Raw genomic sequence first — 22,070 nt, forward strand, 5'->3', positions numbered from 1 at the left:
GCAGCCGAGACATCCCGGCATTCTCCGCGCGATGGTCTTCACGCTTATACGCAGTCTCCCTGGTGCGCCGGGCTTTTTGGCCACCATATCCGCGCGAAGCAAAGCTCCGTCGCGTCAGCGCCAGCGCGCTTGCGCGCGTTGCGCTGGACACCAGCGTCGGGGTGTCAGGACGCTGCGATTTCACGTCCGCGTCATGCCGTTCGTCCGCACGTCAAACACGCGCTGCGGCATATCAGCGGCCACCGCTTGCCCGCCTCACGCGCCGTGACGATCGCGATGCTCCCCTCTTGGCGAGGCGGGATGACGCAAGCCAAACACGATTTCTGAAAAAGAGAAAGACAAATATTTTCCGCCGGAGGACTTGAAGCGGGCTTTCACGATGAGATCGCTCGAAAAAATAGTTTTTCGGCGCGCAACGCTATCGGGCCGCCGACGAGGTCCAATGGGTCGGATGGCCCGCGCACTCGATTGATTTGCCCGACAGGCCATCGGCCCGATCGTCGCCTTGTTCCAGCTACAGACGCAACGCGATCCGGCGTGATCGAAACAATGCTGAAGCCGGGCGAGCGGATGGTGGGCCGAACTGAGGGAGCCACAGCATGAGCCGTCTGCGTCAGCGTGCCATCGTCATCGGAGCCGGCATGGGCGGCTTGTCCGCGGCCGGCGCGCTGTCACCCTATTTCGGGGAGGTCGTCGTTCTCGATCGCGACACGCTGCCGTCATCGACTGCGCCCCGTGCGGGGACGCCGCAGGATCGGCATCCGCACGGCCTGTTGGCCGGCGGCCTGCAGGCGCTCAATGCGCTACTTCCGGGCTTCGAGCGCGCGCTCGCCGACGCGGGAGCGGTGCCGATCAACGCGTTCCGGGACATCCAATTCGAACGGCCGGATGTCGGTCCGTTACCACGGCGCGATTGCGGCACCACCATCCTGTCTGCCTCTCGACCGTTGATCGAAGCAGTGCTGCGGCAACGGGTGGCCGCGCTCGCCAATGTCACCTTACGATCGGATTGTCGCGTGACCGAACTCTTGGCGGACGGGATACGCCCATCGGTGCGTTTCGTAAGCGGCGACGGCGCGCTCTCGACGCTCGAAGCTGATCTCGTGATCGACGCAGGCGGTCGTGGCGCGCTCACACTGGCGCTGCTCGACAAGCTTGGCTTGCCGCGCCCGGCGGAGACGGCGGTCGGCGTCGACATCAGCTATACGACAGCGGTTCTGCCGTGGCCTGCTGGGGAAGCCCGCGACTGGGAGCTGGCGGCCACGCATGCCGACCCACCCGGGCTGACGACCGCAGCGATCCTGATGCCGACCGGGGAGGACCGCTGTCTCCTCACCCTGAGCGAGCACCATGCGCCAACGCGCCCACAGACCTGGGAGGAGATGCTGACCGCATTGCGCCGGGTCAAGACGCAGACGGTCTATAACGCTGTCCGTCATCTCACACCGCTCGAAGGCCTCAGACATTTTGTCCTCGATGAGAGTTGCTGGCGACATTTCGAGCGGCTGGAGCGATTGCCGGATGGCGTGCTTCCGATCGCCGACTCCCTGTGTCGCTTCAACCCCATCTATGGGCAGGGAATGACGGTGGCGGCGCTGCAAGCCAAGCTGCTGCGCGACAGTCTCGGCCGGGTCGCCGGCGAGGCGGACCCGATCGCAGCGCTGCAGAGGCAGTTCATGACTGAGGTCGGCCCGCTGCTCCTGGCGCCGTGGGGCATGGGCGTGAATGCCGACTTCGCCTATCCCGGCACGCGCGGCGAGCGTCCTGAACGATATGATGAGAGCCAGCAGTTCGAGGCGGCCCTGTTCCGGGCCGTGGTCGCCGATCCGGTGGTGCAGACGGCGTTCTCGGACGTCATCCAGCTCGTCAAGCCGTTCGAGCTTCTGCAGAGCCCGGACATCCAGCGGCGGATCGAGGCCCACGCGCAGGCGCCGGCTGATCGGATGCAAGCGTCGGCGAGCTAGGTTGTGCTGCGGGCGAGCTTGCTCATCGCCTGAGGCTGGCAGATATCGCAAAGCGCGGCGTCGCTATCATCGTCGCGCGGTCCGTTGGATCGCGCGACGAAGCCTCGCGCAACCTGAAGCGTTCACAGCGATGCGCAACGAATCGGCATCGGTCCCAACGGTTTGACCGCGCGCCACACCTGAATAGTTTGTGCGATACTCGCCAGATTAGAGAATGACAGACTGAGATCGGCGCGCTATAGAGCGGGCCATGATCACCGTCGCCACCCGCCGCTTTTGGCACTTCACGCACCGCAATTCGCTGGCGGCTGGAGGATCGTGCTGACTCTTAAGATATTGCAGCAAGTTATCCGAACAGCCGCCTGACTTGGCGGCTTTTTTTATGGCCGGCAGGTTCGTCAAAATCCCCAGGGAGCCCGCCATGAAGCGCACGACAGACAAGCTCCGCATCAAACAGCTGCGTCCGTCCGATGACGTGACGCGAGTTCGCGACTTGGTCAACCCACCTCGTGATCGACCGAGATCATCGAGGTCTTCCAGGCCGGCGAAACCGGCTGCGATCATCTATCCATTTGTGAGCGCGGCTCGCGATGATGACCGCGTTCATCGGGAGACCGTGTCGATCCTGCGGATCTGGTGGGAGCGCTGGCGTGAGCGGCGCAGGTTCGGCCGCGAACTGCCGTGGATGGCCGACGAGGTGCTGGAGGATTACGGCCTGACACGCGAGCAGGCGCGACGGCTGTGCCGCCGTCCGTTCTGGCGGGCGTGAGCGGGGCCACCGAAGCTGCTGTTCGACGGGAGGCGTTATTTGCCCATCAGCTTCTCGGAGAAGAACCTGACGATCTCAGCATCGAACTCGCGATGGAACGCCGCGCGGTCGAAGTCGGGCGGCGCATCGGCGCAGATACGCGGCACCGCCGCTGCGAGCTCCGCGGAGCAGGGCGCCAGGAACGCGAAGTGAGCGGCCGGCACGACGTGAATTTCGGGATGGCCGGGGAGGCCGGCGGTGACGCGCGCCGTGCCTTCGGGATCGACGCCATTGCCGCCGAGCTCCGAGCGCCAGACCTGTAGCGGGATTTTGATAGCAGCCAGATTGGCTTTGGTGAAGCCGACGGTGTGGGCCGCATCGGCAAAGACGGCCGCCTTGATCCTGTTGTCATGGGGCCAGGTCTTCGGGACGTCGCCTTTGCGGATCTGATCGCAGTACGGTCCCGGTTGCGTGCAGTATTGCGCCACCCTGTCGAAGTCCGGATCGACACCCGCCAGAACGGTCCCGGTGTAGCCGCCACGGGAGAAGCCGAAAAAGCCGATGCGGTCGGGATCAACCGCCGCCTTGTCCGTCCAGTCCTTCAGCATGAAGTCGATCAGGCGCTCGACTTCCTGTGGTCGCGATAGCCAGACCGACAGACTGTCGCGCTGAGATGAATCGTCGACGGTGTCGCCGGGATGATTGATCCCCACGACGATGAAGCCGGCATCCGCGAGCGCTTCCGCGACATCATGGTGGCCGCCGACCCAGCCGCCACGGCCGTGCGAGATGATCACTAGCGGCAGCTTGGTGCCCTTGATCGGGCAATCCTTGACCCCCGGCAGCGTTTCCAGCCCAGACACGGCAAGGCTCCCGAGCGGCACGCTCGCAGATGGGGTCGCGCAAGGCGTCCAGATGATGCCGTGGAGCTTCGGATCGGCCTCGAGCAGCTGAAGGCCGGCGGTGCGGGCAGGTGAGGCGAAGCAGATCAACGTCAGGGCGAGCGCCCCGAATGTCCTGTGCAGCAAATCGGCCCCCATCGGGTAAAGCAATATCTGAACGAAGAGGCACGACGGAATTGTGTCAAGGCTTGCTCGCGAGAGGGCTTTCGCGCAACCGATTCCGCTGGGCTCACCTCCACCGACTAGCAAGATGAACGACGATATGCGGGTGGCGGGCAGGCGTCATCTGTAGAGCTGTTTGGCCCTGTGCGCGGCGTCGCTGAATAAGCGATGTCCACGATCCAGTGCGAAGGCGCCCGCACGGGAGCCACCGAAACTGTCGCTCGTATTCAGCCGCAGTTCATAGCAAGCCCGCCATCTTCCAAGGGCTCTCATTTCAGGCCTCGGCCCGCCGCGTACGGATGACGCAAGTGAGACAGGTTGAAGATCGCCGCGATTCCGCCGAGGATTCGGATCCATGAGCGAAAACGAACTGATCTATACAGCATCTATCGCCGCGGAACGTTGACGCCAAGCGGTCGGCTCGCGATCGCGCCCCTGACGACCGGTATAGGCACTCATGCGCAAGACCATGGTCCGGCCCAATCGGAAAAGAATATCGGCACGGTGGTGCATCTACGTTGCCGTTTTCGCGCTCTGGCCCGCCGTCCTTCACTCTGTCGCTGCGGCGTCGTTGCACGACGTGCTGCGTGGCGTCGACTTCGTGCATCCGTTGCAGTTCAGCGTCGAGGATCAGAACGCAAAGCTCGCCGAGCTGCAGTCACTCGGCGTCCATGTGATCCGCTTCGGCATGTACGCCCAGGATGAGGATAAGAACGTCGACTTCATCCAACGCGCCTATGCGTATCAGATTTCGACAGTCCTGATCCTGCACGGCCTCTACACGCCGGGTGCTCCGGAGCGGCCATTTCGGCCGCAGGAGTTTCCGGGCATGTGGCCGGGGCCGCCGCTGTCCGCGCTCGACCCGGAGCGTTCGGCCAAATACTTCCAGGAGCTCATGAGCAAGCTGGAAGCGGATGGCGTGACGCTGGCCGGCCTGGAGCTGGAGAACGAGATCAACATGGCCGGCAACGATCCGGATTTCCGGCTGCCCGGTGAAGGCCGCGTGCTCGGCCTCGCCGACCTGTCGCATGATCCGGAGGGGCAGCAGGTCGCCAAGGGCTATCTGCAATACCTCAAGGTGCTCGAAGTGCTGAAAGAGGTGCGGGACCGTTCCCAGCTCAACAAGCGCACGCCGCTGTTGCCGACCAGCCTCGTCGACATCGAGCAGGAAGGGCCGTGGCCGACTCCGAAGCCGTATGATGGCGTCAGCGTCGGGGCGATCATGACATTCTTCCGCGCCCATGGACTCGACCGGCTCGTGGACGGCTACAACCTGCACACCTATCCCTGGGGCGACCATCCCGGCGACAAGGCTTCGGCGATCCATCGCATGCAGCGCCTGCGGGCACTGGTCGATCCGATCTGCGTCCCCGGCGGGAAGTCGTGCTGGATCACCGAGTGGGGCTTTGCCTATGCGAGCAAGGCCTGCCCTGCATCGGAAGAGGGCGATCATGCCCGTCTCGTGCAGGACATGATGGGCGACTTCGCCCAGCTCGCCAAGGAAGGTCGGCTTGCTGGCCTGATCTACTATTCCTGGACCGGAGATTCACAGTTCGACCTCGAGCGCTGCGGCGGCGTTGGCGAGGCCGGCAAACACGCGCTCAGCCCTTTCTGAGCAGGGAGTTGGATATGGGTGTGAATTCGGTTGCGCTGAGATTCATTCTCCTTGTCGCTGCAGTCCTTGGGGTGCCCGCATCGCACGCCGCGAGCCTGCAGAAGCTGAGCTGGGGCAACCCAGACCAACCGTGGGGAACGCGGCGCCCAGTCACGGGCGCCGACCGAACCGCGATCGCGCGCTATCGCGCCGGACAACACGGAAAGCCCGCGTTTGCGACCGATTTCACCGCCGCGGCGGCGCTCAGCTCTGAATGGCTGATGCAGTCCGACGATGATCTGAAATCATGCCGACGACCGGAGAATGTCGTCGCGACGTCGTCCGGTCTGCAACTGCAGACCCGCGTCGCCACAGGTTGTCGGGCGCAATGGTCGACCGGCTTCATCATCAGCCGGCAACATTTCGGCTACGGCTTCTTTGAAGCGACCATCAAGGCCGGAGACATCGACGGCCTCAACAACGCCTTCTGGCTGGTCACCGAGGATCATTTCGAGATCGATGTCTGTGAACTGCACTATCCGAACATCGATCGCATGACGCTCCACGACAACAACAGGATCGACGGCAAATTCCCCATCGCCGTTGGCTTCGACAGCCGCTTCGCCGAAAATTTCGCGGAAGAGTTTCACGATTTCGGCGTGCTGTGGACCCCAACCGACATCGTATTCGAGGTGGACGGAGAACCGGTTGCGGCGATCCGTACCAACGGGTCGATCAAGGGCCCGACGGACATCCGGCTGTCTTCGGCATTGATGGACTATGCCGGGAAGATCCCCGCCAATCCGGCCGGTCACGCCATGTATGTCAGGTCGTTGCGCGTCTATTCGCTTTGAGCGCTTGCTATACGCTCAGGAAGGTCGGGCGCAAGACCATCTTACGAGTGGCATTATCGGCTTACAAAAATCTACAGCTTGACTAACTGGATCGCTTGACCTCGGTCCATCTCCCACATGCGAGCGAACTCCAAGACCTCCTCAGTCGTCGCGTCCTCGTGGAATGAAGTGGTTATGTAACGACCCGGATCAGAGCCGTCGCCTGCGACGATCTCGTCAATGATGTCATCAATCTTGCTGGCGCCCGTTCCGACAATGGCTATCAGCGACACGCCATCACGAAGGCATTCTTCGACGAACGAATCCAGGAGATCGAGATCGGATATAGGCAGCTGCAGAACAATCTTGGGAGCGTAGGTCATTGAGGTAAGCCTTAGCGAGACGCAAGTACGATGGATCAAGCGAAGGCGGTTTCAGTCGAAGCCTCCGCGTTCGAATTTTTTGGACGAATGCTGGATTGTTTCGCTACGCTCGCAATGGCGCCGTAGCGAGGCTACGCACACGTTACTGATTAAGCCCGCGGCGGCCGCGGCCGCTTCACCGGATGCAGCCGCGGGCTGCGCGCCACGCGCGGGCGCAGGCGCGTCGCGGCGGCGCGCTTGGGTTTCACGGCGGTTTGCGGCCGGGCCAGCTCCATCAGCATACGCAAGGCTTCGACCACCGAGCGGACGCGCACGGCGCTGCGGCCGATCGCGCCGAAGCGCTGCTCGCGGTTGATGATGCGGCCGTCGCGGGCCGCACAGGCGAAATGCACGAGACCCACCGGCTTGCCTGGGGTGGCGCCGCCGGGGCCGGCGATGCCGGTGATGGCGACCGCGAGATCGACATCGGCACGTTCGAGCGCACCGACCGCCATCTGGATCGCGGTTTCTTTCGAAACGGCGCCGAAGGTCTGTAACGTCGAGGCGGTGACGCCCAGCATCGCGCGCTTGGCCTCGTTCGAATAGGTGATGAAGCCGCGGTCGATGACGTCGGAAGAGCCGGGAATGTCGGTCAGGGCCGCGGCGACCAGGCCGCCGGTACAGGACTCCGCGGTCGCGATCGTCAGCTTGCGCGAGCGGCAGAGATCGAGCAGGGCGCGGGCGAGGGCGCTGGTGGACGCTGTTTGACGTTCGCTTGCCATGTCCCGCGCTTCCTCATGCGAACATCAAACCGAATGCTCTGCAGGCGTCGATGCACTGACCATGCTACGCGCTCCAGGGCAGGCGGATGGTGGCGCTCGCGGTGGCCGCGATGCCTTCCTCGCGGCCGGTGAAGCCGAGCTTCTCGCTGGTGGTCGCCTTCACTGCGACCCGCGACATGTCGACGCCCGAGATCTCGGCGATCCGCGCCCGCATCTGGTCGCGCAACGGGCCGATCTTCGGCCGCTCGCAGATCATCGTCACTTCGAGATTGGCGATCCGGCCGCCGCGCGCGGTGACGCGCTCGACGGCGTATTTCAGGAACTGGTCGGAGGAGGCGCCCTTCCACTTCATGTCTGACGGCGGGAAATGGGACCCGATGTCGCCATCGGCCAAGGCGCCTAAAATTGCATCAACCAGAGCGTGCAAGCCGACGTCACCATCCGAATGGGCCAGGAAGCCCTTGCTATGCGGCACGCGCAGGCCGCAGAGCCAGACGTGATCGCCAGGCCCAAACGCGTGCACGTCGTAACCGGTTCCAGTCCTGATGTCGCCGAGCGCAGCCGCAAGCCGCGCCTCCTCGCGCACAAAATCCTCGGGTGTGGTCAGCTTCATATTGGCAACATCGCCCTCGAAGGTCGCAACCGTCAATCCCGCCCATTCGGCAATCGCAGCATCATCTGTGAACTCGTTGAGCCCATCGCGCGCGGCGCGGCGATGCGCCTCCAGAATCACCTCGAACTTGAACGTCTGCGGCGTCTGGGCGATCCGCAGTTTCGCGCGCTCCGGTGTCGCAGTGATGTCGCCGGTTTCGCCGACCTGCTTGACCGTGTCATTGACCGGGATCACAGGGATCGCGGCGCCGGTCTTATCAGCCGCGAGAATCGCGCGCGAGATCACCGCGCCCGAGACAAAGGGGCGCGCGGCATCATGGATCAGCACGATCTCGGGCCGGTGCGGCGCCAGCGCCTCGAGACCGGCGAGCACGGAAGCCTGCCGCGTCGCGCCGCCATTGACCGGTGCTGCGTGGCGAAGCCCGCTGACAGCGGCGCTGAACACGTCGATGTCGTCAGGATTCACGACAGGCTGCACGATATCGATCTCGGGATGATCGGCGAAGGCCGCGAGCACACGATGAATGACGGTACGGCCGCCGATCATGCGGTACTGCTTGGGCCCGCCGCCGCCGGCGCGCAGGCCACGCCCGGCTGCGACGAGAATGGCTGCGGTACGCTGAGAACTGGTCATAGGAACAGATGATTGATGAAGAACACGATGAGGTGAGGCTGAGGCGCGCTTCATACATCGCCCGCCTGACGTAAGCGAGCACGATCACGGGCGCGACGTCGGAAGGTGCCGAGGTCTCGATGGTGGGTAACGACACGGGCAGGCGAAGCCGAATCGCCTAGGCCGTAGTCACCGCCCGGTCGCCAGGACCCCCGGAGCCATGCAAAAATCCGGGTCGTTCCGGGTTTACCATGACCGTTCAACAAGCAAAATTTGCTGCGCTGCACTTGAAACATGGGTAGTTTTGGCTAAAGTGTAGGCATAACGCTTGACTGCCCAATCATTGTGCTGGAGAGTGCAAGGCAGTCGCAATGTTGCGCCTGAAGAGCCCGTGAGTCGTCCGTGACCGGTCCGGCCAAACCTAGTGCCAAGCCATTGAAAATCGGCGAGGTTCCGCTCGCCAATCAAGCCCTCCTCGCGCCGATGTCGGGGGTGACGGACGCCCCGTTCCGCCGCCTGGCGGCCGAGCTCGGCGCCGGCCTTGTCGTGTCCGAGATGACCGCGAGCGACGACCTCGTCAGAGGCCGGTGGATATCCCGATTGCGCTGCGAAGCCAGCGGCATTGGGCCGCATGTGGTGCAGCTCGCCGGCTGCGAGGCGCACTGGATGGCGGAGGGCGCGCGCGTGGCCGAGGCCTCCGGCGCCGACATCATCGACATCAACATGGGCTGCCCGGCACGCCACGTCACCGGCGGCCAGTCCGGCTCGGCCCTGATGCGCGATCTCGACCATGCGCTCAGCCTGATCGAGGCGACGATCGCCGTCGTCTCCGTGCCCGTGACCTTGAAGATGCGGCTCGGCTGGGACGAGCGCAGCAAGAATGCGCCAGAGCTGGCGCGCCGGGCCGAAGCCGCAGGCGTGCAGCTCATCACCGTGCATGGCCGCACCCGCAGCCAGTTCTACAAGGGAGAAGCGGACTGGGCGGCGGTGCGCGCGGTGAAGGACGCCGTGACCGTGCCGCTCGTCGTCAACGGCGACATCACCTCCTTCGACGACGCGCGCGAGGCGCTCGATGCATCAGGGGCGGACGCCGTGATGATCGGCCGTGGTGCGCAAGGCCAGCCCTGGCTGCCCGGCCAGATCGGCCGCAGGCTCGCCGGCGCGGCGGAAGAGGCGGCGCCCGAACTGGCGCAACAGCTCGATTATCTCCAAACCCTCTACGCCGCGATCTGCGATCACTACGGCGCGCGGGTCGGCCTGCGCCACGCCCGCAAGCATCTCGCCTGGGGCCTCGATGTCGCCGCCCGGGCCGCGAGCGCGCCGGCCGAAAAATTGAAGGCGTGGCGCGCGCGCATCCTCACCTCCGAGCAGCCGACCGATGTGCATCGGCAGCTCGATGACGCTTTCGACGATTTTGCCTGGAGTGCAGCCGCATGAGCTCAGCCGCAGAACAGCGCAAGCGCCCGCCATCCGATGGCGATGCCATCCTCAACGCCTTGCCCAATCCGGTGCTCGTGGTGGGACCGGACGGCATGATCGTGGACGCCAACATGGCGGCGGAATCCTTCTTCGATTCCTCCACCCAATTCCTGCAGCGGCAATCGCTGAAGAAGCTGGTGCCGTTCGGCAGCCCGCTGCTGGCGCTGATCGACCAGGTCCGCACCACCAGCGCGCCGGTCAACGAATACAAGGTCGATCTCGGCACGCCGCGCACCGGCGCCGACCGGCTGGTCGATCTTCATGTCGCCCCGTTGCCCGAGCGTGCCGGCCATATCGTGGTGATGCTGCAGGAGCGCACCATCGCCGACAAGATGGACCGTCAGCTCACCCATCGCAGCGCCGCGCGCTCGGTGATCGCGCTCGCCGCCATGCTTGCGCATGAGATCAAGAATCCGCTCTCCGGCATCCGCGGCGCTGCGCAGCTGTTGGAGCAGCAGGCCTCAAGCGAAGACCGCATGCTGACCCGGCTGATCTGCGACGAGGCCGATCGCATCGTCACGCTGGTCGACCGCATGGAGGTGTTCGGCGACGACCGCCCGGTGGCGCGCGGGCCGGTCAACATCCATTCCGTGCTCGACCATGTGAAACGGCTGGCGCAATCGGGCTTCGCCCGCAACGTCCGCTTCATCGAGGATTACGATCCCTCGCTGCCGCCGGTGCTCGCCAACCAGGACCAGCTGATCCAGGTGTTCCTGAACCTGGTCAAGAACGCCGCCGAGGCCGTGGTCGATCTCGGCACCGATGCCGAAATCCAGCTCACCACCGCGTTCCGGCCCGGCGTGCGGCTCTCGGTTCCCGGCAAGAAGTCGCGGGTGTCGCTGCCGCTGGAGTTCTGCGTCAGGGACAACGGCCCCGGCGTGCCGGAAGACCTGATGCCGAACCTGTTCGATCCGTTCGTGACCACCAAGCCGACCGGCAGCGGCCTCGGTCTTGCATTGGTTGCAAAAATCATCGGCGACCATGGCGGGATCATCGAGTGCGAGTCACAGCCGCGCAAGACCACCTTCCGGGTGCTGATGCCGATGTACAGCGCAAGCAAACAACCAGACCACAGCCTCAACAAAAGCCATGGCGATGACGTTTCCGGGACGCCGTTGCATGCCTCACAGGGATCAAGATGAGGACGACCCATGCCTGCAGGTAGCATTCTTGTCGCCGACGACGATACGGCGATCCGCACGGTCCTCAACCAGGCGCTGTCGCGCGCCGGTTACGAGGTGCGGCTGACCGGCAACGCCGCCACGCTGTGGCGCTGGGTGAGCCAGGGCGAGGGCGATCTCGTCATCACCGACGTGGTGATGCCGGACGAGAATGCCTTCGACCTGTTGCCGCGCATCAAGAAGATGCGGCCGAATCTTCCCGTGATCGTCATGAGCGCGCAGAACACGTTCATGACCGCGATCCGCGCCTCGGAGCGGGGCGCCTACGAATATCTGCCAAAGCCGTTCGACCTGAAGGAGCTGATCGCGATCGTCGGGCGTGCGCTCGCCGAGCCCAAGGAACGCGCGGCTTCGCAGCCCGACGATTCCGAGTTCGAATCGATCCCGCTGGTCGGCCGCTCGCCGGCGATGCAGGAGATCTACCGCGTGCTGGCACGGCTGATGCAGACCGACCTCACCGTGATGATCTCGGGCGAATCCGGCACCGGCAAGGAACTGGTCGCCCGCGCGCTGCACGACTACGGCAAGCGCCGCAACGGCCCGTTCGTCGCCGTCAACATGGCGGCGATCCCGCGCGACCTGATCGAATCGGAATTGTTCGGCCATGAGCGCGGCGCCTTCACCGGCGCCAATGCCCGCGCTTCCGGCCGGTTCGAGCAGGCCGAGGGCGGCACGCTGTTCCTGGACGAGATCGGCGACATGCCGATGGAGGCGCAGACGCGGCTGTTGCGCGTGCTGCAGCAGGGCGAATACACCACGGTCGGCGGCCGCACCCCGATCAAGACCGACGTGCGCATCGTCGCCGCCTCGAACAAGGACCTGCGCATCCTGATCCAGCAGGGTCTGTTCCGTGAAGACCTGTTCTTCCGCCTGAACGTCGTGCCGTTGCGGCTGCCGCCGTTGCGCGAGCGGATCGAGGACCTGCCGGATCTGGTGCGACATTTCTTCGCGCTGGCCGAGAAGGACGGGCTGCCACCGAAGAAGCTCGACGCGGCCGCGCTGGAGCGGCTCAAGCAGCACCGCTGGCCGGGCAATGTGCGCGAATTGGAGAACCTCGCGCGGCGGCTGGCTGCGCTCTATCCGCAGGACGTGATCACGTCCTCCGTCATCGATGGCGAACTGGCGCCGCCCGCCGTCAACGCCGGAAACAATTCGTCGCATTCGATCGACAATCTGGGGGGCGCGGTGGAGGCCTACCTGTCCTCGCATTTCCAGGGGTTCCCGAACGGCGTGCCGCCGCCGGGCCTCTATCACCGCATCCTCAAGGAGATCGAGGTGCCGCTGCTCACGGCCGCGCTCGCTGCGACCCGGGGAAATCAGATTCGCGCCGCCGATCTGCTTGGGTTGAACCGCAATACGCTGCGCAAGAAGATTCGCGACCTCGATATCCAGGTCTACCGCAGCGGTGCCTAGGAGGTATTTTTAGGCGACGCCATTCCGCGGTTACCGCAGAAATTAAAACCGGATGAATCCGGGACGTCCGCAGCGCCGTGGATTTGTCGCAATTCGGCAACATTGTGGTATGAATGCATCAGTCCGAATCAACCGGACTCCCGTTCAGCATCACACCCCTTGCCGGAATGACCAACGCAGAGACCTCGGCCACCCCGTTCGATTCGCCGCCCCCTGAGGGACGGCGCTGGACGTGGCGTACCCTGTTGGGGCCGTTCGCCGTGGCGTTGGCGCTGGGCTCGGCGTTCCTGAGCTTTGTCGTGCTGGTCGGCCTGACGCCGATCGAGCCGACGCCCGAGGTGGTCAGCACCTTCCTGCTGATCGACGCCGGCACCATCCTGATCCTGGTCGGGATCATCATCCGCGAGGTCTGGCAGATGGTCCAGGCCCGCCGGCGGGGCCGGGCGGCGGCGCGCCTGCACGTGCAGGTGGTCGGCCTGTTCTCGATCATCGCGGTGCTGCCGGCGGTGCTGGTCGCCATCGTCGCCAATGTGACGATCGACCGCGGCCTCGACCGGCTGTTCTCCGGCCCGGCCCGGGAGGCGATCCAGAACTCGCTGACAGTGGCGCGCGCCTATACCTACGAGCACGCGCAGCTGATCCGCGGCGATATTCTGGGCATGGCCAATGACATCGCCCACGCCCGGCCGTTGTTCGACCAGGATCGTGCGACCTTCCGCGAGCTGCTCACCGCAAGCGCGGCGTCACGCAATCTGCCGGGCGCGATGCTGATCGACAAGGACCGCAACGTGCTGGAGACGGCGCAGACCGGTGTCGAGTACAGCTACCAGACCCCGCCGGCCGACTTCCTGAGCAACGTCAACGAGACCGAGCCGCAGATCGCGGTGTTCCCGGAGGCCAATTACGTCGCAGCCGTGATCCGCCTGCGCGCCTTCAACGACACCTTCCTTTATGTCGCGCGGGCGCTCGATCCCAGGGTGGTCACGCAGCTGAAGCAGACCGAGCTTTCCGTCGCCGAATATGCACAGGTCGAATCGCGCCGACTCGGCATCCAGGTCGCCTTCGCGCTGATGTTCGCGGTGATCGCATTGACGATCCTGATGGCCTCGGTGCTGATCGGCTTGAATTTTGCCAACCGGCTGGTGGCGCCGATCCGTCGCCTGATGAGCGCGGCGAAGACGGTCTCAACCGGCGATCTCAACGTCCAGGTGCCCGTGCACACGTCCGAGGGTGACCTGGCCCAGCTCGGCGAGACCTTCAACAAGATGACGCAGGAGCTGCGCACCCAGCGCGACGAGCTCGTCAATGCCAGCGAACTGATCGACAGCCGCCGCCGCTTCATCGAAGCGGTGCTGTCCTCGGCCTCGGCGGGAATCATCGGCGTCGATGCCTCGGGCTCGGTCGGCATTCTCAACCGCTCGGCGGAGAAGCTGATCGGGCACGCCGAATCCGAGACGCTCGACCATCCGTTGTTGGAGGTGCTGCCCGAACTCGACGAGATGATGAAGACCGCGCGCGAAGGCAAGCAGCGGCTGGTGCAGGGACAGATCACGATCCAGCGCGACGGCCACGAGCGAAATCTCTCGGTGCGCGTCACCGCCGAGCAGACCAATCAGGCCCGCGACAGCTACATCATCACGCTCGACGACATCACCGAGCTGGTCTCGGCGCAGCGCACATCGGCCTGGGGCGATGTGGCGCGCCGCATCGCACACGAGATCAAGAATCCACTGACGCCGATTCAGCTCTCGGCAGAACGGATTCGCCGCAAATTCGGCAAGGTCATCACCGAGGACAAGGCCGTTTTTGAGCAATGCACCGAGACAATCGTGCGGCAGGTCGACGACATCAGGCGAATGGTCGACGAGTTCTCGCGCTTTGCGCGGATGCCGAAGCCGGTGATGGAGGGCGAGGATGTCGCGGACACCGTGCGCCAGGCGGTGTTCCTGATGAAGGTCGCCCACCCCGAGATCGACATCGAGACCGATATCAAACAGGACCCGCTGCGCGCGCAGTTCGACCGCCGCCTGATCTCGCAGGCGCTCACCAACATCATCAAGAACGCGACCGAGGCGATCGAAGTCGTTCCGCCGGAAGACCTCGGCAAGGGGCGCATCGACGTGGTGGTCGCGCAAGAGGGCGGCGATGTCCTCATTGACGTGATCGACAATGGCATCGGGCTGCCCAAGGTGGCGCGTCAACGGCTTCTGGAACCGTACGTCACCACGCGTGCCAAGGGCACGGGCCTGGGTTTGGCCATCGTCGGCCGCGTGCTGGAAGACCATGGCGGCCGGTTAGAGCTGAAGGACGCCTCGGATTTCCGCGCCGGGCAGCGCGGCGCCTGGATGCGGCTGCGTTTTGCCGTGTCAGGGCAGGCGGCCAAGTCGGACGCCAAGGAGTCGGACGCGAAGGAGCAGGGCGCTGAAGGTGCCGTCGCAAGTGCCGAAACAAAGGAGCCGGCTGGGGAAACCGCAAGGCCGGCTGAGACGACCAACAATGAAACAAAAATCAAAGCCGCATCAGGCGGCTGACGAGACAGGCGTGATCCATGGCGAGTGATATTCTGATTGTCGACGACGAGGCCGATATCCGCGAGCTGGTCGCCGGCATCCTCGATGACGAGGGCTTCACGACGCGCACCGCGCGCGACAGCGATTCGGCGCTGGCGGAAATTACGAGCCGTCGCCCGAACCTGGTGTTTCTCGACATCTGGCTGCAGGGCTCCAAGCTCGACGGCTTGCAGCTGTTGGAGCAGATCAAGAAGGACCATCCGGACCTTCCGGTCGTGATGATCTCCGGCCATGGCAACATCGAGACTGCGGTCGCCGCCATCAAGCGCGGCGCCTATGATTTCATCGAGAAGCCGTTCAAGTCGGACCGGCTGATCCTGGTCGCGACGCGGGCGCTGGAAAACTCGCGCCTGAAGCGCGAGGTCCGCGAGCTGAAGCAGCTGGCGCCGACCGCCAGCGTGATGACCGGCCGGTCGCCGGCCATGAACCAGCTGCGCCAGACCATCGAGCGCGCAGCCAAGGCCAACAGCCGCATCCTGATCGTGGGCCCGCCCGGCTCCGGCAAGGAGCTCGCAGCGCGCACCCTGCATACGGCATCACCGCGCGCGGAGGGACCGTTCGTGGTGATCAACGCCGCCGCGATCACGCCGGAGCGGATGGAAGAGGAATTGTTCGGCGTCGAGCAGTCCAATGGCGAGCAGCCGCGCAAGACCGGCGCGCTGGAGGAGGCGCATGGCGGCACCTTGTTCGTCGACGAGATCGCCGACATGCCGCGCGAAACCCAGAACAAGATCTTGCGCGTGCTGGTCGATCAGACCTTCCAGCGCTCGGGCGGCACCACCAAGGTGCATGTCGACGTCCGAATCATCTCCTCGACGGCGCGCAATCTCGAAGAGGAGATTGCAGCCGGTCGCTTCCGCGAGGACCTCTATCACCGCCTGTCGGTTGTGCCGATCCGCGTGCCCCCGCTCGCCGAACGGCGCGAAGACATTCCCGAACTGATCGACTACTTCATGGACCAGATCTCGGTCACGACTGGCCTGCCGAAGCGACAGATCGGACAGGACGCCATGGCTGTGCTGCAGTCGCACGTCTGGCCCGGTAATGTGCGCCAGCTCCGCAACAATGTGGAGCGCGTCATGATTCTCGCCGCCGGCGGCCCTGAGGTGATCATCACTGCCGACATGCTGCCGCCCGACGTCGGCTCGATGGTGCCGGCGATGCCGACCAGCAACAATGGCGAACACATCATGGGATTGCCGCTGCGGGAAGCGCGCGAGGTGTTCGAGCGCGACTATCTGATCGCACAGATCAGTCGTTTCTCCGGGAATATCTCGCGAACCGCGGAGTTCGTCGGCATGGAACGATCCGCCCTGCATCGCAAGCTGAAGGCGCTCGGGGTCGGGTAGTGGTCCGTCAAATCCGCTCTGCGAGCGCGATTTTGTTTGGGACAATCAGGCATTTTCCGGAAATTTACGGAGAAATGCCGGTGTTTTGGAACCTGTGTCCGTGCAAGCAGCTTGCCTATTGATCGCGGCTGCCTTCTAATCCTACCGCCCATATTCCGCGAGGGGGATCTCACTGGAGCATGGGCGACCTGAAGGGTCCGACGACGTTGCGTCGGACCACGGGTTCAATAAGAAAAAAGCACACGACGCGAGATAACAACAATGGCGGCAGACCGCGCTCAAAATCTACAAGACACCTTCCTCAATCATGTTCGTAAAACCAAAACGCCACTGACGATCTTTTTGGTGAACGGTGTGAAATTGCAGGGGATTGTCACCTGGTTCGACAATTTTTGCCTGCTGCTTCGGCGCGACGGCCATTCGCAGCTGGTCTACAAGCATGCGATCTCGACCATCATGCCGGGGGCACCGATCCAGCTGTTCGAAGGCGGCGAGGACGCATCGGCGTGAGAGTGATCTGATTGGAACCCCGCGATCGCGATCGGGGCGCCGACCATCCGAAGTCGGCAGATGTGCAAAACACCGGGCGGGTGATCGTCGTCGGTCCGTATTTGCGGGCGCGTCGTGGCGACGGCGCCCTGCAGTCCGGCACATCTGACGCGCGCGATTTCGAAGCTCGGCTCGACGAAGCCAAGGGCTTGGCGCGTGCCATCGATCTCACGGTGGCGGAGGCCGTACTCGCGCCGATCGGCCAGATCAGGCCCGCCACCTATCTCGGCAAGGGCAAGGTCGACGAGATCGCGGGACTGATCGCCGGCCAAATGCCGGGGCACGGCATCGAGCTCGTGGTGATGGATTGCGCGCTGTCGCCGATCCAGCAGCGCAATCTCGAGAAGGCCTGGAATACCAAGGTGCTCGATCGCACCGGGCTCATTCTCGAGATCTTCGGCCGTCGCGCCAAGACCAAAGAGGGCTCGCTGCAGGTCGAGCTCGCGCATCTGAACTACCAGCGCAGCCGTCTGGTCCGCTCCTGGACCCATCTGGAGCGCCAGCGCGGCGGTTTCGGTTTCATGGGCGGTCCGGGCGAGACCCAGATCGAGGCCGATCGCCGGCTGATCAGCGAACGCATCAGCCGGCTCGAAAACGAACTGAAGAAGGTGCAGGCGACGCGGAGGCTGCATCGGGCTGGCCGCCAGCGCGTGCCCTATCGGGTGGTGGCGCTGGTCGGCTATACCAATGCTGGCAAGTCGACGCTGTTCAACCGGTTGACACGCGCCGATGTGCAGGCTGCCGACATGCTGTTTGCAACACTCGATCCGACCTTGCGCGCGATCAGCCTGCCGCATGGCGGCAAGGCCATGCTGTCCGACACGGTCGGCTTCATCTCCAACCTGCCGACACAGCTGGTCGCGGCCTTCCGCGCCACGCTCGAGGAGGTGCTGGAAGCGGACGTCATCCTGCATGTGCGCGACATCTCGCACGAAGACGCCGAAGCGCAGCAGCAGGACGTCGAGATGGTACTGAGCCAGCTCGGCATAGACCCGGAGGCCAGCGACAACATCATCGAGGTCTGGAACAAGGTCGATTGCCTGGACGATGCCGGGCGCGAAAACCTCGAGAACATAGCGGCCCGGCGCCCGCCGGAGCGGCCCTGCCTGCTGGTCTCGGCCGCGACCGGGGAGGGCGTGGATGCCCTGCTGCAGACGATCGAGGATCGGCTGGCCGCGGCGCGCACCACGCTCGATCTCTCAATCGACGCCGCCGATGGCGCCGGGATCAGCTGGCTGCATCGCAATGCCGAGGTGCTCAACAAGGAGCTGCACGATGGCCGCTACGAGATGACGGTGCGCGTCGATCCCAGCAAGCGCGACATCGTGGTGGACCGCTATCAAGCCGTGCCGCGCGTAGCATAAGTCGGCGAGGGTTGGTTCGTCCTCGTCGTCAGGCATCCTCAGATCGGCGAACGCTGCTCCTGCCCGGGGGTGATGAGGCTACAGCGGCGTGATGTCGACGTGCAGGACGGCGGTGCAGCCGCCATCGAGTGCAGCAAGGCAGCGCTCGATCGCCGCATCGAGCTGGTCCGGGTCGCCGACCCGCTCACCGTAAGCGCCGAACGCAGAAGCGATATCGGCCAGCTGCCGCCGCTCGTCCTGACGGCCGCTGCGCAGCCTGGAGAGGAAGGCATCGGCGCGTTGCGCGGCGCCGTCGGGATACACGCGCTGAACCGAGGCCTTCACCGCCTGCCAGCCGCCATTGTCGAGGATCACGGAGAAGATCGGCAATTCATATTGCTGGGACACGGCGTAGACGGAATCCGGCGCGGCAAAGTGGAAGGCGCCATCGCCAACGATCTGCACTATACGGCGCGACGGATTGGCGAGCTTGAGTCCCAGGGCCATGCCGCCGCTGAAGCCGAGGCCGCCTCCCGCCAGGCCCACATAGGTCAGCGGCCTGGTTCGGGGAAGCTGCTGCTGCAGCACGGGCGCATTGCGCACGGCCTCGTTGAGGACGATGTCATCCTCGGACAGGTGCGCCTGCAGATGCGCGAAGAGATAGGCGGGGTTGATCGCGCCGGAGGAGCCCTTCTGCGCCGCTGCCGATCTCAGTCTCGCCCGGGCCGCCTCGCGGGCGGGCTGCCAACTTGCGATCCGATCGTGCACCTTCCGCCGATAGGCGTCGTCCGCACGTGCGACGACGATCTCCAGAACCTGGCGAAGGATGATGGCCGAATCGCCTTGGATGCGAAGGTCGGTCGCAAATCCCCACATCGGAATATCGGCCTTAAGGGCGTCGAGGTCGATCTGGATCCAGTGCAGCCGATCTGCTCCCTCCACCGTCTGCGTCTGCAGGATGAAGGGAACGTCGATGTCGACCAGCAGCCCGAGATCGGCGCTGGCCAGCAGCGCGGCCGGGTCCGACCCGGCGAAGCACGGCGAGTCCTGGGGAATGTTCACCGTCACGGGATTGAACTCGGCGACGCGGATGCCGCAGACGAGCGCCAGCCGTTCCAGCGCCGACACGGCTTCGGGATTGCGTCCGAGGTAAGCCGTCAGCGCGATTGGGTTCTCGGCAGCCATCAGCGCTTCCGCAACGGCCTGCGCGCGGGCCGCCTCGATACCGCCGGCTTTGACGCTCCCATAGCGCGTCGGCAGGTAAGCCGGCATCGCCTGTTCGTCCCAGGTCTCGGCGAGCGTTTCGCGCGGCAGCATCATGTAGACCGGCCCGGGCGGATCGCTGTGCATGAACGCAGCAGCGCGCGCCAGCGCCTCCTTCACGACGATCCCCGACGGCAGCGTGTACTCCCATTTCACGTAGGGACGCACGATGCTGGCCTGATCGAAACTGTCCTGCACGAAGTGAACATAGGTGTCGCGCGCACCCGTCAACTCGCCGTGGAGTGCGAACGGCGCACGGCCGGCAAGCAGCAGAACCGGCAGGCGGTAACGAAACGCATTCTGGATTGCCATGCACGCGTTTGCGGTGCCGGCGTCGACATGGACCAACACGGCCTGGCCGCGGCCGGTTGCGATCGCATATCCGGCCGCCATATGCACCGCGACCACCTCGTGAGGACACAGGATGACCTCGGGATGGCGCCGGCCTTCGCTGTCCCAGCGCGCGATTTCCTCGATCAGCGACACATGATCGGTGCCGAGATTGGCAAAGATGTAGTCGATCCCGAGGTCGACGAGCGCCTCGAGGAAGTAGTGCGCGGTGCTGTGCGTTGTCATCGCTATTGAGGTTCTGGTTGGCATGGAGCGCTTCGCCGAGCTGGGCGCGGAATCACACCGCAGCTTGCGTCGCCGTCCCTGCCACGGTGTACCAGGTCACCAGCAGCCCGCAGATCAACGCGCCCGGCAGAGACGTGCCGGTCCGCCGCCACGTAAAGGTCGAGATCACGGCGACGGCCGCAAGGAGCGGAACGAATTGAATTCCAATGATGGTCGACAGCGGCACGACGGGCGAAGTTGGGAATGGATTTAACAATTTTCCGCCAAACCACATTGCCAGATATTGACCACCGATGAGAACGATAAGACCCAGTGAAAGGACTAGGACAGTCGTGACGTAATGGCCGATCGCAGGCGCATCCAAGCGGCTGAAATTTGAGTGCAGTGCGCGCAGCGCGACAATGAAGAAGAGCGTAAACGGAACAAGGTAGATCAGCATGATCATCACTTGCGTTGCGCTCGGCAATTTGAGTGCGACGACCCAGAAACGTAGGTCGATCTTGAACAGTAGGTCGGCAAGCCAAACCGTCAGAACGCCGATGGCTATGGTCGCAATTGCGATCAAGACGGCCTGTCCCGCGACACCTTTGCGCCCGGTGCGCCTCGGCACGAACGGCAGCAGCGCTAACGTGATCACCGTGTTGAGGAGCGCCCAGATCATGATCTGGGTTGTGAAAGCCTGCGGGAGGAAACGCGATGGCGGCAGCCACGCATTTCCGATGGCAAAGGCAGGATAGTAAGTTATCGCAGGCAGCAGCGCGGAGATCCAAAAGGCGGCCCACCAAGCTCTTCCCTTAGGCAGCGCTGCACTCGCCGTATCCCAGTGGGCCGGCTCGATCCGAAGAGAGGCAAACGGTGGCCACGTCAGGAGCAGGTCGAACGCACCGAGCAGAAGCACAACGAACCCTGTGAGGGCGATCAGAGTGCCGATCTCCTTGCGGAGCCAGATCTGATCGGTCGGCGGCAGAGGTGTGCCGCCTGTCAACGTTCTGCTGAACCAGTCGAGGCTGTCGCCGATCGCTTCGCGGGAGAAGTGATCAGCCGGGTGCGTAATTGCGGGGGTATAAAGAACTCGCGCGGTACCTTGGCTGATATCTCCGTAAGTCCTGCCGGGCTCGATCGGTCCCGCAGCGCCGAACACGGCGGCGAGCTTTGCCGACTGAGGGACATTCCTTGCGTACTCGCTACCCCACATGATCTGGGAGAACTCGTCATACTGGGAGAAGACCACAGCGAGGTTGCGTGGCCAGGTCGGTGTTCCTTCGGCTGCAAAGGGCTTTCCGGTAGATGAGCCCTCCAGCACGATCGATTTGTAGGCGTCCGGCATCGCTGCAGCCGCGGCAAGCACTGTCCAGCCGCCCATGGAGTGCCCTTCAAGGCCGATATTGTCCTTGTCGACATAGGGCAGGCTACGCAAATAGGCCAGGCCATCGGGACCGCCGAAGCCGTGTGCGAAAGCAGGCGGATCGCTGTAGCCGTGACCGGTCTGGTCTAGTGCCACGACGACATAGCCGCGCCTGGCGAATTCGATCGCAAAACCGTCCTGCGTCTCGCGGGAGTTGATGTAGCCATGGACCGCGAGGATCCCGGGCGCGGGACTCCTCTCGCTCGCATTCTGCGGAACGTAGACGAGAGCGCTCATGGTATTCCCCGCGGCGCCCTTGAAACGCACGTCTTCAATACGAATGCCATTGGTCGTCTGAGTGAAATGCGCCAACATCCCACCTACAAAGACAAGAACGGCTCCTATTACAGCCATGGTTCCCTTGGACATC

General features: G+C 64.2%; 17 protein-coding genes. 11 read left to right on the forward strand and 6 right to left on the reverse strand.

What is annotated here, in order from left to right; translation table 11 throughout:
* The first annotated feature begins 599 nt into the window (after positions 1 to 599).
* The gene (locus ACQR1W_RS02165) at positions 600 to 1,964 is read left to right on the forward strand and encodes an FAD-dependent oxidoreductase (RefSeq protein ID WP_434849268.1); all 1,365 of its coding nucleotides are present in this window, start codon (positions 600 to 602) and stop codon (positions 1,962 to 1,964) included.
* Positions 1,965 to 2,385: 421 nt separating this feature from the next.
* The gene (locus ACQR1W_RS02170; protein ID WP_434849269.1) at positions 2,386 to 2,733 is read left to right on the forward strand and encodes a DUF1127 domain-containing protein; all 348 of its coding nucleotides are present in this window, start codon (positions 2,386 to 2,388) and stop codon (positions 2,731 to 2,733) included.
* A 35-nt stretch (positions 2,734 to 2,768) separates the two neighbouring features.
* On the opposite strand, the gene ACQR1W_RS02175 is transcribed toward ACQR1W_RS02170, so the two are convergent.
* The gene (locus tag ACQR1W_RS02175; RefSeq protein WP_434849270.1) at positions 2,769 to 3,752 is read right to left on the reverse strand and encodes an alpha/beta hydrolase family protein; all 984 of its coding nucleotides are present in this window, start codon (positions 3,750 to 3,752) and stop codon (positions 2,769 to 2,771) included.
* 595 nt (positions 3,753 to 4,347) lie between these two features.
* Between ACQR1W_RS02175 and ACQR1W_RS02180 the strand changes: the two genes are divergently transcribed.
* A complete protein-coding gene (locus tag ACQR1W_RS02180; RefSeq protein WP_434849271.1) occupies positions 4,348 to 5,391 on the forward strand; it encodes a hypothetical protein in 1,044 nt (347 codons plus the stop codon).
* 14 nt (positions 5,392 to 5,405) lie between these two features.
* The gene (locus ACQR1W_RS02185; protein WP_434849272.1) at positions 5,406 to 6,224 is read left to right on the forward strand and encodes a glycoside hydrolase family 16 protein; all 819 of its coding nucleotides are present in this window, start codon (positions 5,406 to 5,408) and stop codon (positions 6,222 to 6,224) included.
* A 71-nt stretch (positions 6,225 to 6,295) separates the two neighbouring features.
* Here ACQR1W_RS02185 and ACQR1W_RS02190 read toward each other — a convergent pair whose 3' ends face one another.
* The 3 genes from ACQR1W_RS02190 to ACQR1W_RS02200 form a co-directional block, all read right to left on the reverse strand.
* A complete protein-coding gene (locus tag ACQR1W_RS02190) occupies positions 6,296 to 6,586 on the reverse strand; it encodes a hypothetical protein (RefSeq protein WP_434849273.1) in 291 nt (96 codons plus the stop codon).
* Positions 6,587 to 6,735: 149 nt separating this feature from the next.
* On the reverse strand, positions 6,736 to 7,347 hold the full coding sequence (locus ACQR1W_RS02195; RefSeq protein WP_434849274.1) for a CinA family protein: 612 nt from the start codon (positions 7,345 to 7,347) through the stop codon (positions 6,736 to 6,738).
* A 64-nt stretch (positions 7,348 to 7,411) separates the two neighbouring features.
* Positions 7,412 to 8,593 carry a bifunctional 2-C-methyl-D-erythritol 4-phosphate cytidylyltransferase/2-C-methyl-D-erythritol 2,4-cyclodiphosphate synthase gene (locus ACQR1W_RS02200; RefSeq protein WP_434849275.1) on the reverse strand — a complete coding sequence of 394 codons (1,182 nt, stop codon included), beginning with the start codon at positions 8,591 to 8,593 and terminating at the stop codon, positions 7,412 to 7,414.
* A 414-nt stretch (positions 8,594 to 9,007) separates the two neighbouring features.
* Between ACQR1W_RS02200 and dusB the strand changes: the two genes are divergently transcribed.
* From dusB to hflX, 7 genes are all read left to right on the forward strand, one after another.
* Positions 9,008 to 10,009: a tRNA dihydrouridine synthase DusB gene (dusB, locus tag ACQR1W_RS02205; protein ID WP_434849709.1), complete on the forward strand. Its 1,002-nt coding sequence runs from the start codon at positions 9,008 to 9,010 to the stop codon at positions 10,007 to 10,009.
* The gene (locus tag ACQR1W_RS02210; protein WP_008970627.1) at positions 10,006 to 11,193 is read left to right on the forward strand and encodes a two-component system sensor histidine kinase NtrB; all 1,188 of its coding nucleotides are present in this window, start codon (positions 10,006 to 10,008) and stop codon (positions 11,191 to 11,193) included. The genes dusB and ACQR1W_RS02210 overlap by 4 nt, the downstream gene beginning before the upstream one ends.
* 9 nt (positions 11,194 to 11,202) lie before the next feature.
* Positions 11,203 to 12,645, forward strand: a complete 1,443-nt coding sequence (gene ntrC / locus ACQR1W_RS02215) for a nitrogen regulation protein NR(I) (protein ID WP_008970628.1) — start codon at positions 11,203 to 11,205, stop codon at positions 12,643 to 12,645.
* Between the two features lie 167 nt (positions 12,646 to 12,812).
* Positions 12,813 to 15,176: an ATP-binding protein gene (locus ACQR1W_RS02220; protein ID WP_434849276.1), complete on the forward strand. Its 2,364-nt coding sequence runs from the start codon at positions 12,813 to 12,815 to the stop codon at positions 15,174 to 15,176.
* 17 nt (positions 15,177 to 15,193) lie between these two features.
* Positions 15,194 to 16,564, forward strand: coding sequence for a sigma-54-dependent transcriptional regulator (locus tag ACQR1W_RS02225; protein ID WP_008970630.1), 1,371 nt, complete (start codon positions 15,194 to 15,196; stop codon positions 16,562 to 16,564).
* Between the two features lie 261 nt (positions 16,565 to 16,825).
* On the forward strand, positions 16,826 to 17,074 hold the full coding sequence (gene hfq / locus ACQR1W_RS02230) for an RNA chaperone Hfq (protein ID WP_006613906.1): 249 nt from the start codon (positions 16,826 to 16,828) through the stop codon (positions 17,072 to 17,074).
* Positions 17,075 to 17,085: 11 nt separating this feature from the next.
* The gene (gene hflX / locus ACQR1W_RS02235) at positions 17,086 to 18,477 is read left to right on the forward strand and encodes a GTPase HflX (protein ID WP_434849277.1); all 1,392 of its coding nucleotides are present in this window, start codon (positions 17,086 to 17,088) and stop codon (positions 18,475 to 18,477) included.
* A 78-nt stretch (positions 18,478 to 18,555) separates the two neighbouring features.
* On the opposite strand, the gene ACQR1W_RS02240 is transcribed toward hflX, so the two are convergent.
* Both ACQR1W_RS02240 and ACQR1W_RS02245 read right to left on the reverse strand, forming a co-directional pair.
* Entirely contained in the window at positions 18,556 to 20,295 is a 1,740-nt protein-coding gene (locus ACQR1W_RS02240; RefSeq protein ID WP_434849278.1) for a thiamine pyrophosphate-requiring protein, read from the reverse strand.
* A 52-nt stretch (positions 20,296 to 20,347) separates the two neighbouring features.
* Positions 20,348 to 22,069 (reverse strand): alpha/beta hydrolase family protein, encoded by a 1,722-nt coding sequence (locus ACQR1W_RS02245; RefSeq protein ID WP_434849279.1) that lies wholly within the window; start codon positions 22,067 to 22,069, stop codon positions 20,348 to 20,350.
* Between the last annotated feature and the right edge of the window lies 1 nt (position 22,070).

Origin of the sequence: Bradyrhizobium sp. HKCCYLS1011, assembly GCF_051167795.1 — a bacterium.
Lineage (GTDB): Bacteria > Pseudomonadota > Alphaproteobacteria > Rhizobiales > Xanthobacteraceae > Bradyrhizobium.